Raw genomic sequence first — 13,696 nt, 5'->3', positions numbered from 1 at the left:
AAGGAACTTTGCCCTTGAGCGACACCGGCGATCGCGAACTCGGCGAATTCGGCTACACCAACCAGCTCAAGAGAACGCTCGGCAGCTTCCACACCTTCGCCGCGGGCATCAGCTACATCTCGGTGCTCACCGGGGTGTTCCAGCTGTCCTACCTCGGCCTCTCCGAGGGCGGCCCGGCCTACTGGTGGTCCTGGCCCGCGGTGTTCGTCGGACAGCTGATGGTGGCGCTCTGCTTCGCCGAACTGGCCGCGCAGTACCCGGTCGCCGGGTCGGTCTACAACTGGGCGAAGAAGCTCAGCAACCCGCACATCGCGTGGATGGCCGGCTGGATGATGCTGCTGGCCTCGATCGTCTCGATCTCCGCGACCGCGCTCGCCTACCAGCGGACGCTGCCGCAGATCACGTCGTTCTTCCAGTTCATCGGCGACGGCACGGGCACCAGCGACGCGGCCAACGGCGTGCTGCTGGCCACCGTGCTGATCGTGTTCACGACGCTGGTCAACGCCTTCGGCGTGAAGCTCATGGCCCGGATCAACAGCGCGGGCGTGTTCGTGGAACTGCTGTTCGCGGTGCTGCTGGTGGTGTTCCTCGCTTTCCATTTCGTGCGCGGCCCGTCGGTGGTGACCGAGACGAACGGCACCGAGGCCGGGCACTCGTCCGGCTACCTCGGCGCGTTCCTGATCGCCGGCATCGCCTCGTCGTACGTCATGTACGGCTTCGACACCGCGGCCTCGCTCGGTGAGGAATCGCTGAACCCGCACCGCAACGCGCCGAAAGCGATTCTGCGCGCCCTCGTGGCCTCCTTCGTGCTGGGCGGACTGATCATCCTGTTCGCGCTGATGGCGGTCGGCAACATCCACGCGCCGGAGCTCGGCACGGTCGGCTTGCAGTACGTGCTCACCGACGCGCTCGGCCCGGCGATCGGGCGGGTGTTCCTGTTCGTCGTGTTCATCGCGATCACCGTGTGCGTGCTCGCGGTGCACACCGCGGCGATCCGGATCGCGTTCGCGATGGCCCGGGACAACGCGCTGCCCGGCGGCCGGAAACTGGCCCGGGTCAACAAGACCACCGGCACCCCGGTGCTCCCCGCGATCGTGATCGGCGTGCTCGCGATCGCGCTGCTGGTGCTGAACATCAACTCCACGCAGATCTTCTCGGCGGTCACCAGCCTCGCGATCATCCTGATCTACCTGTCCTACCTCCTCGTGACGGTTCCCATGCTGATCCGCCGGCTGCGCGGGCGCTGGCCGCGCGAGGACGCCCCGGCCGGGCGGTTCTCCCTCGGCCGCTGGGGGCTGCCGGTGAACGTGCTCGCGGTGCTGTGGGGCGGCGCGATGACGGTCAACCTGGCCTGGCCCCGCAACGAGATCTACAACGCTTCCCCGCCCTTCCACTGGTATCTGAAGTGGATTTCGGTGCTGTTCGTCGGCGTCTTCGCGGCCGGCGGCTTCGCCTATTACTGGTTCGTGCAACGGCACAAGGTCGGGGTGCTGGCGGACCACGCCGCCGCCCCCGTGCCCGACGAGGAGGTTTCCCGGTGAGCACAAGCGAGTTCGACTACGTGGTGGTCGGCGGAGGAACGGCCGGATCGGTGGTGGCCGCCCGGCTGTCCGAGGATCCGGGCGTGACCGTCTGCCTCCTCGAGGCCGGACCGTCCGACACGGACGTGCCGGAGGTGCTGGAGCTGACCCGCTGGATGGGGCTGCTGGAGTCCGGATACGACTGGGACTACCTGGTGGAACCGCAGGAGGCGGGCAACTCCTACCTGCGCCAGGCCCGCGCGAAGGTGCTCGGCGGCTGCTCGTCGCACAACTCGTGCATCGCGTTCTGGGCCCCGGCCGAGGACCTCGACGAGTGGGCCTCGATGGGCCTGCCCGGCTGGTCGGCAGTGGACGTTTTCCCGCTGTACCAGCGGCTCGAGACCAACGACGGCCCCGGCGACCACCACGGCCGCTCCGGCCCGGTCACCATCCGGTCGGTCCCGCCGAAGGACCCGGCGGGCGCGGCTCTGCTGTCCGCGTGCGCCCAGGCGGGCATCCCGACGACCGAGTTCAACTCCGGCAAGACCGTCACCCACGGCGCGAACTGGTTCCAGATCAACGCCCGCGAGGACGGCACCCGGTCTTCGGCTTCGGTGTCGTATCTGCACCCGATCATGGGCAAGCGGCCGAACCTGGAGATCCGCACCGGCGCCCGCGCGAAGCGGCTGCTGTTCGACGGCCGCCGCTGCACCGGCGTCGAGGTGCTGGACGCGGACCTCATCCACCACAGCACCGTCACCGCGCGCCGCGAGGTCGTGGTCAGCTCCGGCGCGATCGACACGCCGAAACTGCTGATGCTGTCCGGCATCGGGCCCGCCGAGCACCTGCGCGAGGTCGGCGTCGAGGTGCTCGTGGACTCGCCGGGCGTCGGCTCGAACCTCGAGGACCACCCCGAGGGCCTGGTGATGTGGGACGCCCTGCAGCCGATGGTCACCGAATCCACGCAGTGGTGGGAAATCGGCATCTTCACCATGACCGAGGAGGGCCTGGACCGCCCGGACCTGATGTTCCACTACGGTTCGGTGCCCTTCGACATGAACACCGTCCGGCACGGCTACCCGACTACGGAAAACGGCTTCTGCCTCACGCCGAACGTGACGCGCAGCCGTTCCCGGGGCACCGTGCGGCTGCGCACCCGGGACTTCCGGGACAAGCCCCGCGTCGACCCGCGGTATTTCACCGACGAGTACGACATGCGCGTGATGACCTACGGCGTGAAGCTCGCCCGCGAGATCGCCGCCCAGCCGGCCCTCGACGAATGGGCGGGCACCGAACTCGCGCCGGGCCGCGACTGCACGACCGACGACGAGATCGCCGACTACCTGCGCAAAACGCACAACACCGTGTACCACCCGGCGTGCACGGCCCGGATGGGCGCGGAGGGCGACCCGGAGGCGGTGCTGGACGAGCGGCTGCGCGTCCGCGGCGTCGACGGCCTGCGGGTGGCCGACGCTTCGGCGATGCCGTTCCTCGTCACGGTGAACCCGTGCATCACCACGATGGCGATCGGCGAGAAGTGCGCGGACCTGCTCAAGGAAGACCGGGCCTGACCGCGCGGCGGGTGGTGGTGTCCCAGCGGGCACGACCACCCGCCCGGCTCCGGCCTCAAAATCGGCCCGCCGACGGCCCCGCACCAGCGCACGCGCCGCTGCCAGCACTTCGCGCGAATTCATGTCCACCCCTCGCTTCGACTTCCGGCGGCTGCCGGAGCGCACCTTCTCCGATGCACATCAGGTCAGTCGCCAGCGAACGCGCTGAGGTTCTCGAGTAACCGAATCGTTACCAAAAGTGAGGCCGCCAACCACCGCACCGCCGCGGATTTCGTTGCACCGCAGTCAATCCGAGCCAGAACGCCGAGCCCGATCCGCCGTCGACCCTCAGCCCGGCGAGAGAGAACGGACGGGGCTGAAACCACTGCCACGCAACGTAGACTTCCTTGCGTGGCAGGAAATCGGGCGCTCGCGTGGGCCGGAGCGACCGCCGCGGTGGGCGGCGGCGTCGGGCTCGCCCTGCCGACCGCGCACTACCTGCCGCTGCATCTGCCGCCCGGCACGGCGGAACCCGACCTGGCTCTCGGTCTCCGGCTGGCCTGCGCCGGAGCCCTGGCGCTCGCGTTCGCGCTGGCCGTCCTGACCCTGCGCCGACGCCAAGCCGAGCCGCTGGCCTTCACCACTCTGACCGGCCTCGCGGTAGCGGGAATCCTCCTGCGCTACCTCGTGATCACGCTCCCCGGCGCGGACCGGCTCGCCCCGTCCGCCGACGTCCAGCCGGCGCTGGGAGCCTGGGTGCTGCTGGCCTCCGGCCTGGCCTTGGCCGCGACCGGGCTCGCCGCGGCGGCACAAACCCGACGAGCGCAGTAGCGTCACTGCAGCAGCGCGACGCACTCCACGTGATGGGTCATCGGGAACGCGTCGAACGCCCGCAGATCCGTCAGCGAATACCCGTGCTCGGAGAAGAACTGCACGTCCCGCGCCAACGCCGCCGGGTCGCAGGCCACGTAGACGATCCGGTCCGGTTCCCCCGCGGCGATCGCGTCGACGACCGCTCGCCCGGCGCCCTTGCGCGGCGGGTCGAGGACCACGACGTCGACCGGTGTCGGGGCGTCGCCGATGAGGTGTTCCACGCGCCCGGAACGCCAGTTCACCTGCGGCAGGTCGGCGAGATTGCGCTCGCCGTCGGACACCGCGCGGCGGCCGGATTCGATGGCCAGCACCTGGCCGTCCGGGCCGACCTGGTCGGCGAGCACCGACGCGAAAAGCCCGACGCCGGCGTACAGGTCCCACGCGACGCCGCCGCTCGGCGCGTCCGCCCACTCCCGCACGAGTTCCGCCAGCGTGTCCGCCGCGCGCGGGTGGACCTGCCAGAAACCGTGCGCGTCGAGCCGCCAGTCCCGTCCGGCCGCGTGCTGGATCGCCATCCCGCCGGACAGCTGCTTGCCCTGGGTGCGCCCGCGCACCGTGGCGAGTTCGCGCAGGTGGAGGTGGTTGTCGCCGTCGCTGGTGACTTCCAGTTCGGTGCCCGGCCGCCACCGCTTGCCCAGCGCGGTGCCGAGCGAGCCGGGCACCGCGATCGGGCAGTCGTCGATCGGGATGACCCGGTGGCTGTGGTGCGCCCGCAGCCCGGCCTGCCCGTCGCGTCCGGCGACGAGCCGCACCCGGCTGCGCCAGCCCAGCGGACCGCCTTCGAGCGGTTCCACGACCACGTCACGGGTGATTCCGGCGAGCCGCTGCAGCTGCTCGGCCACCACCGCGGCCTTCAGTTCCCGCTGGTAGGCCGGTTCGGCGTGCTGCCAGTCGCAGCCTCCGCACCCGCCGGGGGCGGCAAGCGGGCACGGCGGCGTCACCCGGTGCTCGGACCCGCTGAGCACCTCGATCGCGTCGGCTCGGCAGAACGAGCCGCCCTTGTCCTCGGTCACTTCCGCCCGCACGCGTTCGCCGGGCAGCGCGTGCCGCACGAACAGCACTCGTCCGTCCACACGCGACACACAGTGCCCGCCGTGCGCGACTGGGCCGACTTCCAGTTCCAGGATCCGGCCTAGCCAGCTCTCGGTCATTCTGATGATTCCTTAGTAGCAGGGGCTGGCTTCGGAGCGTCCGCGGAACGAGGGGTCGTGGGCGTGAAACCGCGCCGCACGTCGCCGGCGGACGGGCGGGCCTTGCGCAGCCGCGCGACCGCCTTCTTCGACGACTCCAGCTGCCACGGTACGCTCGCCACGACCACGCCCGGCTGGAACAGCAGCCTTCCCTTGAGCCGCAACGCACTCTGGTTGTGCAGCACCTGCTCCCACCAGTGCCCCACGACGTACTCCGGAATGAACACGGTGACCACGTCGCGCGGGTTGGCGCCGCGGACCCGCTTCACGTAATCCAGCACCGGCTTCGTGATTTCCCGGTACGGCGATTCGACGACCTTCAGCGGCACCTTGAATTTGTGCGCTTCCCATTCGTGGGTGAGCGCCCGCGTGTCGGCGTCGTCCACGTTGACCGTGACCGCCTCGAGCACGTCCGGGCGCATCGCCTTCGCGTAGGCCAGCGCGCGCAGCGTCGGCCGGTGCAGCTTGGACACCAGCACGATCGCGTGGTTGCGCGAGGGCAGCACGGTCGGCGCGTCGCCCATGTCCTTGAGTTCCTCGGACACCCGGTCGTAGTGCTTCCGGATCGCCGTCATCAGCGCGAAAATCGCCACCATCGCGGCGATCGCGATCCACGCGCCGAGCAGGAACTTGGTGATCAGCACGATCACCAGCACGGTGCCGGTCATGGTCAGGCCGATCGCGTTCACCGTCTGCGAACGGCGCATCCGCCGCCGCGCCGCCGGGTCGGTTTCCTTGGCCAGCAACCGGTTCCAGTGCCGGATCATGCCCGCCTGGCTCACCGTGAAGGACACGAACACGCCCACGATGTACAGCTGGATCAGCCGGGTGACCTCGGCGTCGAACGCGACGATCAGCACCAGCGCGAAGATCGCGAGGAACAGGATGCCGTTGGAGAACGCCAGCCGGTCGCCGCGGGTGTGCAGCTGCCGGGGCAGGTAGCGGTCCTGGGCGAGGATCGAGCCGAGCACCGGGAAGCCGTTGAACGCGGTGTTCGCGGCCAGCAGCAGGATGATGCCGGTGGAGAACGAGATGTAGTAGAACGCGGGCGGGAAGTCGGCGAACACCGCGTGCGCGATCTGCGCGACGATCGTCTTCTGCTCGTAGCCCGCGGGCGCGCCGGCCAGCTGCCGCGCCGGGTCCTCGGCGAAGTTCACCTTCGTGACGATCGCGAGCGTGATGATGCCGACGAGCATGGTCACCGCGAGCACGCCCATCAGCAGCAGCGTGGTGGCGGCGTTCTTCGACTTCGGCTTGCGGAACGCGGGCACGCCGTTGCTGATCGCCTCGACCCCGGTCAGCGCCGCCGCGCCGGAGGAGAACGACCGCAGGATCAGGAAGACGAACGCGATGCCCGCCCAGTTGCCTTCCTCGTGCAGCGTGAAACCCGCGCTTTCGGCGCGCATCTCGGTGCCGGTGACGGTCTGGAACAGCCCCCAGACGACCATCAGCAGAATGCCGGCGATGAACCCGTAGGTCGGGATCGCGAACGCTTTGCCGGATTCGCGCACTCCGCGCAGATTCAGCGCGGTCAGCACGGCCACGATCACGACCGATGCGAGCACTTTGTGGTTGGCCACCCAGGGAATCGCCGAGCCGATGTTCGCGACGCCGGACGAAGTGGACACCGCGACGGTCAGCACGTAGTCGACCAGCAGCGCGCTCGCCACCGTCAGGCCGAACTTCCCGCCGAGGTTGGTCGTCGCGACCTCGTAGTCGCCGCCGCCGCTCGGGTACGCGTGCACGTTCTGCCGGTACGACGCCACGACGACGAGCATGACCAGCGCGACCGCGACCCCGATCCACGGCGCGAAGGCGTACGCGGACAGGCCCGCGACGCTCAGCGTCAGGAAGATCTCCTCCGGCGCGTAGGCCACGCTGGACAGCGCGTCCGAGGCGAAAATGGGCAGCGCGATGCGCTTGGGCAACAGGGTGTGGGCGAGACGGTCGCTGCGGAACGGGCGCCCTAGGACCAGTCGCTTCAACACGGTCGGGAACTTCGACACCTGCAGAATGTACAGCGGAGCGAAGCTCCTCCGCTGAGGGCGGTGGAGGGGAGGACGGTGGAGCTGACCGGGAGGGGGCAAGGTAGGTTCGGCGCTGGTGTCCGAGGGTACCCACGAACGGGTCATCCGCACCTGCGAGGGAGGCTAAGCGTGCACGTGGTGATCATGGGATGCGGCCGCGTCGGCGCGTCTCTGGCCGCGGCGCTGGAGCGGCTGGGCCACGACGTGGCCGTCATCGACAAGAACCAGCAGGCGTTCCGCAGGCTGGGCAGCGACTTCCACGGCCAGCAGGTCGTCGGGGCGGGTTTCGACCGCCGGGTGCTCGTCGAGGCCGGGATCGAGCGCGCGGGCGCTTTCGCGGCCGTGTCGAGCGGCGACAATTCCAACATCATCTCCGCGCGGGTCGCGCGCGAGAACTTCGGCGTCGAGCACGTGGTCGCGCGGATCTACGACCACAAGCGGGCCGCGGTGTACGAACGGCTGGGCATCCCGACCGTCGCGACCGTGCCGTGGACGACCGACCGGTTCCTGCGCACCCTGCTGCCCGACGGCGTCGCCTCCGCGTGGCGCGACCCGTCCGGTAACGTCGCGCTGCTGCAGCTGCCGCTGCACGAGGGCTGGGTCGGCCGCAGCGTGCACGAGCTGCAGGAGACCACCGGCGCGCGGGTGGCGTTCATGATGCGGTTCGGCACCGCGGTGCTGCCGGACGCGAAAACCGTCGTGCAGGCCGACGACGACGTGTGGGTGGCGGCGCGTTCGGGCACCGTCGGAGACGTGACGAGCCTGGCCGCTCGGGCCCCCGAGGAGGAGAACTGATGCGGGTCGCGATCGCGGGCGCGGGAGCCGTCGGGCAGTCCATCGCCGCCGAGCTCATCGACGGCAACCACCAGGTGATGCTGATCGAGCGCGACGCCGACCAGTTCGAGCCGGAATCCGTTCCGCAGGCGGACTGGGTCCTCGGCGACGCGTGCGAGGTGTCGATCCTCGAGGAGTCCGGCATCGAGCGCTGCGACGTCGTGATCGCGGCGAGCGGCGACGACAAGGCGAACCTCGTGGTGTCGCTGCTGGCGAAGACGGAGTTCGCCGTGCGGCGCGTGGTGGCGCGGGTGAACAACCCGGCCAACGAATGGCTGTTCACCGACGCGTGGGGCGTCGACGTGGCCGTGTCGACCCCGCGGATGCTCGCCGCGATGGTCGAGGAGGCGGTGAGCGTCGGCGATCTGGTGCGGCTCATGACGTTCCGGCAGGGGCAGGCGAACCTGGTGGAACTCACCCTGCCGGAGGAGACGCCGCTCGCGGGCAAGCCGGTGAGCGAACTGGCGCTGCCGCGCGACGCGGCGCTGGTGACCATCCTGCGCGGCGACCGGGTGATCGTGCCGCAGCCGGAGGACCCGCTGGAGGCGGGCGACGAGCTGCTGTTCGTCGCGACCTCGGACGTCGAACCGGAGATCCGGACGGCGCTCGGCTACTGAGACGCGAAAAGGGGCGGGACCGCGATGGGTCCCGCCCCTTTTTCGTGCGTCGGATCAGGCCTCGGGAGTCGGCGCCTGCGCGTACTTCTTCCGCAGCCGCGCCTCGACCTGCGCGTCGGTTTCCGGTTCCGGTTCTTCCTCGGCGAGCGCCTTCAGCCGCTTGTCGGAGCGGCGCACCGCCCAGACGACCACCAGCAGCCCGATCGCGTACAGCGGGTAGCCCATCGCGATCTTGGCGAACGCGAGCCAGCCGGTCTGGTTGCCGTCGTAGAGCCAGCGCTGCACGACGAACCGGGCCGCGAAGATGACGGCCATCGCGAGCGTCGCGACGTCGTAGCCGTAGCGCGACGGCTTGTCCTTGCGCCAGGCGGTGCCGTTGCCGTTGAGCGCGTTCCACACGACGCCCGCCAGCGGCCAGCGCACCAGCACCGAGATCACGAACACGGCGCAGTAGGCGAGGCTCGCCCAGATGCCGAAGAGGAAGAATCCCTTCGCGGACCCGGTGCGGAACGCGATGAAGGCCGCGATCGCGACGCCGAAGAACCCCGAGATCGCCGGCTGCAGCGGCTCCTTGCGCACGACCCGCAGGACGGTGATCGCCACCGCGCTGCCGATCGAGCCCCAGATCGCGGCGGTGAGCCCGAAGATCGCGTTCAGGAGGACGAAGACGATGACCGGCACCGAGGAATAGAACAGGCCGGAAACCCCGCCCATCTGCTCCATCAGCGTCGGCTGCCGCTCGGGCTCGTCGCCGTTTCCGGGCGCGTCCTTCTCGTCGCGGGGAGCAGCGGGTTCAGTCACGAGAGTTGATCACCCTACCGGGCTCTGGAGTTCGTAATACGGGTTGTAGAGCACCTTCTGCCCGTCCCGTTCGGCCATCCGGCCGCGAACCTTGACGGTGCGGCCGGGCTCGATGCCGGGAATCCGGCGCCTGCCCAGCCAGATTAGCGTCACGCCCTGCGTGCCGTCGAACAGCTCCGCCTGCAGCGAGGCGGGCCCGTCGGTCGGCGACAGCTCGACGCTGCGCAGCCTGCCGAGCACCGTCACCTCTTCGCCGGACCGGCAGTCACAGGCGCGCTGCGCGCCTTCGGCACCCGACCTCTCGGACATCTCGTCGGCGTCGAGGTCCTCGACGTCGCTGGTCAGCTTGCGAACCAACCGGCTGAAGTAGCCGCCGTCCTTGGCGGACATGGTGTGCTCCTGTGCTCCGGGGCCCCCGACTTCGTTCGGCCCGTGCGTGTTCCAGCGTAGCTGCGGTCCCAGCCAGGGAAACGGGTTTGGGGCAAGATCGCAACGTGACGTCCGCAATCCGTGTCCCGGCCGCCGTCCTACTGCCCGGTACGGGCTCTGACGACGTCTTCGTGCGCTCGGTGTTCGCCGGGCCGCTCGCGGCGCTGGGGGTGCCGCTGATCACGCCCGCGCCGGTTCCCGGGGAAGGTCTCGCGGACGCGTTTTTGGCCGAACTGGACCGTCTCGCTGACCGGTACGGGACTGTGCTGGTGGGCGGGATTTCGTTCGGGGCGCATCTCGCGGCGGAATGGGCGGTGGCGAATCCGGGGCGTTGCGGGGGGCTGCTGGCGGCGCTCCCGGCCTGGAACGGGGAATCCGGATCAGCACCCGCGGCGATGGCTGCGACTGTCACGGCGGATCTGGTGGCCGATGCGGGGGTCGAGGGGGCGTTGGCTGCCGCGGCGGCGGGGAGTCCGGGGTGGCTTGGGGAGGAGTTGGGGCGGGCTTGGCGGAGGCATGGGGGCGGGTTGGAGGCTGGGTTGCGGGTGGCTGCTCGGAGAGCCGCGCCGACGGTCGAGGAACTGCGGGGGGTGGGGGTTCCGGCTGGGGTTGGGGGGTGTGGGGATGATCCGGTTCATCCTGCTGCTGTCGCTCGGGGGTGGGCCGAGGCGTTGCCGGCTGGGCGGTATGGGGAGACGTCGTTGGAGGCGGTGGGGCGGGATCGGGAGGCTTTGGGGCGGGTGACTGTTTTGGCATTTTTGAGGGCGTTGTTGGGGTGAGTCTCGGCTCGTCGCCCTGGCGGGCGACATTGCCGTCGTCTTGAGTTGCGTGGGGCACCCCGAAGTTTGATTGTGCTGACGGTCTGGGGGTGCTTGTCAAGGCGGGAAAGATGCCTTGACAAGCACCCCCAGACCGCAGGGAAGCTTCGTATCGGGGTTGGGGGAGGGCTGGGTGCCACGCTGGTTTTGTGCATCGGCGGCGGTTTCTGCGGTGTGAAAAAAGGCCCTCACGGGGGTGTCCGTGAGGGCCTTTTGCGGGCTGTGGTCAGCCTTGTTGTTGTTCTGCGATGTGTTGGGCTACCGCCTCCGGGAGGGTGATCGGGAGCGGGGTGCGCACCGGCATGGGGGAGTTGCCTCGGTCTACTACCGTGCGGCGGACGATTGCTCGCAGGACTTCCGGGGCTTGCGAGGCGGTTGATTGCGGGCCCGCGATGACGCCGCGGAGCATCCAGCGCGGGCCGTCTACTCCGACGAAGCGCAGGGCTACGTCGCCGACGATCGCGGACAGTTCCATGCCCCATTCGCCTCGGCCGACGTTGACCTTCGCGCCGTCTGCGCGGAGCTGGTCCGCCAGTTCGTTGCTCACTTCGCGCCACAGGCCGCCGGATTTCGGGGCGGCGTAGGCGCTGACGGTGATTTGCCCGACTTCCGTCACGACGTGCACCGCGCGCACGCCGCCTTCCTCCGGGTCCATTTCGACCTGCACCTGCGAACCGTCGGGCACCGGTACGCGTACCGAGCCCAGGTCGATGCGCGGGATGCCGTCTTCTTCGGCCTCGGTGACGTCGAACGGGCCGTCGGGTGTTTCCGACAGCTGGTCCTCGGGTTCGAGCGCGTCGTCGGCTTCGACGCTTTCGCGCTCGGAAGCGACGCCTCCGGTCTCGTCGTCGCCGGACCGGCGCTTGCGTCCGAAAATCCCCACTATCGTTCCGTTCCTTCCCCGGTGCCCGCGCCGGTGTCTCCGGCGCCGGGTGCCAGTGTGGCGTGCCCGCCGGTCGAGCCGTAACCTCCCGCGCCGCGTTCGGTCGGCTCGAGTTCGGCGACCTCGACGAACTCCGCGTGCTCCACTCGCTGGATCACCAGCTGCGCGATCCGGTCGCCGCGAGCCAGCACGATTTTCTCGCGCGGGTCGTGGTTGACGAGACAGACCTTGATCTCGCCGCGGTAGCCCGAGTCGATCGTGCCGGGAGTGTTGACCACCGACAATCCGACGCGCGCCGCGAGCCCCGAGCGGGGGTGCACGAACCCGGCGTACCCGGTGGGCAGCGCGATCGCGACCCCGGTGCCGACGACCCCGCGCTCGCCGGGTCCGAGCACGATATCCGAGGTGGTGACGAGATCGGCCCCGGCGTCGCCGGGCCGGGCATAGGCGGGCGGCGGGACTTCGGGGTCGAGCCGCTGGAGGAGGACCTGAACGCTGGACACGGGCGGCGAGACTACCCTTGCGGTGTGGCTGACCGCGTGAACACCGCCGCGACGGGCGTCGTCGCACACTCCGAACGGCTCTACCTGCCGTGGTGGGGCTGGCCCCTGCCGATGGCCGGAGCGATCCTGCTCGGCGTCGAAGTCCACCTGGGCTACCCGTCGATCCCGATGTGGATCCCGCTCGCGATCGCCGTCCCGGTCATGGCCGCCCTCCTGCTCTCGATGGGCAGGGCGAAAGTCACGATCACCGCGGGCGACGACCCAGAACTCTGGCTGGGCGACGCCCACCTGCCGCTGCGCTACGTAGGCGACATCACCGTCGTGGAAAAAGACGCGAAACGCCACGCCCTGGGCCGCGACGCAGACCCCGCAGCGTTCGTCCTGCACCGCGGCTGGGTGGGCCCAGCAGTCCGCATCACCCTGACCGACCCAGCGGACCCCACCCCGTACTGGCTCTTCAGCACCCGCAAACCAAAGCGAGTAGCAGAACTGCTCAGCAACCACGCGAACCACGCGTAAACAGAAACCAGCGCACCCAACCCCCCCAAGCACCCGCCCCTCCCCCATCCCCGATACAAAGCCGCCCTGCGGTTCGGGGGTGCTTGTCAAGGCATCTTTCCCGCCTTGACAAGCACCCCCGAACCGTCAGCACAATCAAAAATCGGGGTGCGCCCAACACCCTCCCCGGCAAGGTCGCCGCCAGGCGACGAGCCGAGACCCCCGAGCCCAGACACGAGTAAGGGGGCCGACCAACAGGCCGACCCCCGTGCTTACCCGGTCATCCCAAAGACCGCGAACCGCTGACCCCGTGAATCTCCCCTGGAAAATCCCCTAGAAATCCTCAGGTCAGGCGCAATCGCGGCAGATCAGCCGTCCGCCGTTGTCCTCGGCGAGCCTGCTCCGGTGGTGCACCAGGAAGCACACCGAGCAGGTGAACTCGTCCGCCTGCTTCGGCACGACCTTCACGGTCATGTCTTCCCCGGAGAGCCCGGAAAGGTCCGCGCCGGGCAGTTCGAAGTTCTCCGCGGTCGCGTCCTCGTCGACGTCGACGACGCCGGACTGGTTCTCGTTCCGCCGGGCCTTCAGCTCCTCCAACGAGTCTTCGGCCAGCTCGTCGGCTTCGCTGCGGCGCGGAGCGTCGTAGTCGGTAGCCATGGTGTCCCTCACCCCTGCGATTCAGCGTGTCGTCCTGCACCGGTGCGGAGGCGCCCGTACCGGGTCGTGCCGCTGGTCAACGTTCCAGCGCCCCTGTTTGTGCCCGGCCCGCGAGTGACCCAGGTCTCAACCTGGTTGACCTCGTTCTGCGGCCGGAGCCCGGGAAGGGTAGCTCACCGCCGGGCGCGCCTCGCACCGAGTCGGACATTGCCGCTCCAGCGTCACCCGGGAGGGGGAACGCGCAGGTGAGACGCCTGTCCTCCGTTCGGGTTGCCCGGCCGTCGTAAACATCACCTGGCGGCCGGGTCCGCTTGCCCGCGCGGAGCGGTCCGTGGTGCGATCGGCCCGGAGGGGCATTACGCGGAACGGGTGAAGGTGACCCGCGACACCGCGCGTCGCGAACAACGCCTAGGCTCACCGGCTACCACGCCGGTGCGTACGCTGGCGGTTACCGCGAGGCGCGGCGGCGCGACCGCGGCCGGTTCTGCGAGGGGAA

General features: G+C 69.6%; 13 protein-coding genes. 6 read left to right on the top strand and 7 right to left on the bottom strand.

Annotation, left to right across the window (positions count from 1 at the left end; translation table 11 throughout):
* Positions 1–14 precede the first annotated feature (14 nt).
* From CU254_RS10935 to CU254_RS10925, 3 genes are all read left to right on the top strand, one after another.
* The gene (locus CU254_RS10935) at positions 15–1,541 is read left to right on the top strand and encodes an APC family permease (RefSeq protein ID WP_037713274.1); all 1,527 of its coding nucleotides are present in this window, start codon (positions 15–17) and stop codon (positions 1,539–1,541) included.
* Positions 1,538–3,091: a GMC family oxidoreductase gene (locus tag CU254_RS10930; RefSeq protein ID WP_009075588.1), complete on the top strand. Its 1,554-nt coding sequence runs from the start codon at positions 1,538–1,540 to the stop codon at positions 3,089–3,091. Before CU254_RS10935 ends, CU254_RS10930 begins: the two co-directional genes overlap by 4 nt.
* 390 nt (positions 3,092–3,481) lie before the next feature.
* The gene (locus CU254_RS10925; RefSeq protein WP_009075586.1) at positions 3,482–3,901 is read left to right on the top strand and encodes a hypothetical protein; all 420 of its coding nucleotides are present in this window, start codon (positions 3,482–3,484) and stop codon (positions 3,899–3,901) included.
* Between the two features lie 2 nt (positions 3,902–3,903).
* Here the strand turns inward: CU254_RS10925 and CU254_RS10920 are convergent, their stop codons facing one another.
* Complete coding sequence (locus tag CU254_RS10920) at positions 3,904–5,094, bottom strand: class I SAM-dependent RNA methyltransferase (protein WP_009075584.1); 1,191 nt, start codon at positions 5,092–5,094, stop codon at positions 3,904–3,906.
* The gene (locus CU254_RS10915; RefSeq protein ID WP_009075581.1) at positions 5,091–7,139 is read right to left on the bottom strand and encodes an APC family permease; all 2,049 of its coding nucleotides are present in this window, start codon (positions 7,137–7,139) and stop codon (positions 5,091–5,093) included. Before CU254_RS10915 ends, CU254_RS10920 begins: the two co-directional genes overlap by 4 nt.
* Before the next feature lie 150 nt (positions 7,140–7,289).
* Between CU254_RS10915 and CU254_RS10910 the strand changes: the two genes are divergently transcribed.
* Positions 7,290–7,955 carry a TrkA family potassium uptake protein gene (locus tag CU254_RS10910; protein ID WP_009075579.1) on the top strand — a complete coding sequence of 222 codons (666 nt, stop codon included), beginning with the start codon at positions 7,290–7,292 and terminating at the stop codon, positions 7,953–7,955.
* Positions 7,955–8,611, top strand: coding sequence for a TrkA family potassium uptake protein (locus CU254_RS10905; protein WP_009075577.1), 657 nt, complete (start codon positions 7,955–7,957; stop codon positions 8,609–8,611). The genes CU254_RS10910 and CU254_RS10905 overlap by 1 nt, the downstream gene beginning before the upstream one ends.
* Before the next feature lie 54 nt (positions 8,612–8,665).
* On the opposite strand, the gene CU254_RS10900 is transcribed toward CU254_RS10905, so the two are convergent.
* From CU254_RS10900 to dut, 4 genes are all read right to left on the bottom strand, one after another.
* Positions 8,666–9,412, bottom strand: coding sequence for a DUF3159 domain-containing protein (locus CU254_RS10900; RefSeq protein ID WP_009075575.1), 747 nt, complete (start codon positions 9,410–9,412; stop codon positions 8,666–8,668).
* A 9-nt stretch (positions 9,413–9,421) separates the two neighbouring features.
* Entirely contained in the window at positions 9,422–9,802 is a 381-nt protein-coding gene (locus CU254_RS10895; protein ID WP_009075573.1) for an OB-fold nucleic acid binding domain-containing protein, read from the bottom strand.
* Between the two features lie 1,083 nt (positions 9,803–10,885).
* The gene (locus CU254_RS10885) at positions 10,886–11,542 is read right to left on the bottom strand and encodes a DUF3710 domain-containing protein (protein ID WP_009075569.1); all 657 of its coding nucleotides are present in this window, start codon (positions 11,540–11,542) and stop codon (positions 10,886–10,888) included.
* Positions 11,542–12,045 (bottom strand): dUTP diphosphatase, encoded by a 504-nt coding sequence (gene dut / locus CU254_RS10880; protein WP_009075566.1) that lies wholly within the window; start codon positions 12,043–12,045, stop codon positions 11,542–11,544. Before dut ends, CU254_RS10885 begins: the two co-directional genes overlap by 1 nt.
* Before the next feature lie 24 nt (positions 12,046–12,069).
* Between dut and CU254_RS10875 the strand changes: the two genes are divergently transcribed.
* The gene (locus CU254_RS10875; RefSeq protein ID WP_037713272.1) at positions 12,070–12,564 is read left to right on the top strand and encodes a DUF3093 domain-containing protein; all 495 of its coding nucleotides are present in this window, start codon (positions 12,070–12,072) and stop codon (positions 12,562–12,564) included.
* Positions 12,565–12,891: 327 nt separating this feature from the next.
* On the opposite strand, the gene CU254_RS10870 is transcribed toward CU254_RS10875, so the two are convergent.
* A complete protein-coding gene (locus tag CU254_RS10870) occupies positions 12,892–13,200 on the bottom strand; it encodes a DUF4193 domain-containing protein (protein WP_013224476.1) in 309 nt (102 codons plus the stop codon).
* Between the last annotated feature and the right edge of the window lie 496 nt (positions 13,201–13,696).

Source organism: Amycolatopsis sp. AA4, from assembly GCF_002796545.1.
Lineage (GTDB): Bacteria > Actinomycetota > Actinomycetes > Mycobacteriales > Pseudonocardiaceae > Amycolatopsis.
The sequence above is the reverse complement of the archived record's forward strand: the minus strand, read 5'-3'. Positions and strand labels throughout refer to the sequence as shown.

Coding starts and splice junctions, on each gene's coding strand:
- CU254_RS10920 (WP_009075584.1), bottom strand. CDS start 5,094: ATGACCGAGAGCTGGCTAGGCCGGATCCTGGAACTGGAAGTCGGCCCA.
- CU254_RS10905 (WP_009075577.1), top strand. CDS start 7,955: ATGCGGGTCGCGATCGCGGGCGCGGGAGCCGTCGGGCAGTCCATCGCC.
- CU254_RS10895 (WP_009075573.1), bottom strand. CDS start 9,802: ATGTCCGCCAAGGACGGCGGCTACTTCAGCCGGTTGGTTCGCAAGCTG.
- CU254_RS10870 (WP_013224476.1), bottom strand. CDS start 13,200: ATGGCTACCGACTACGACGCTCCGCGCCGCAGCGAAGCCGACGAGCTG.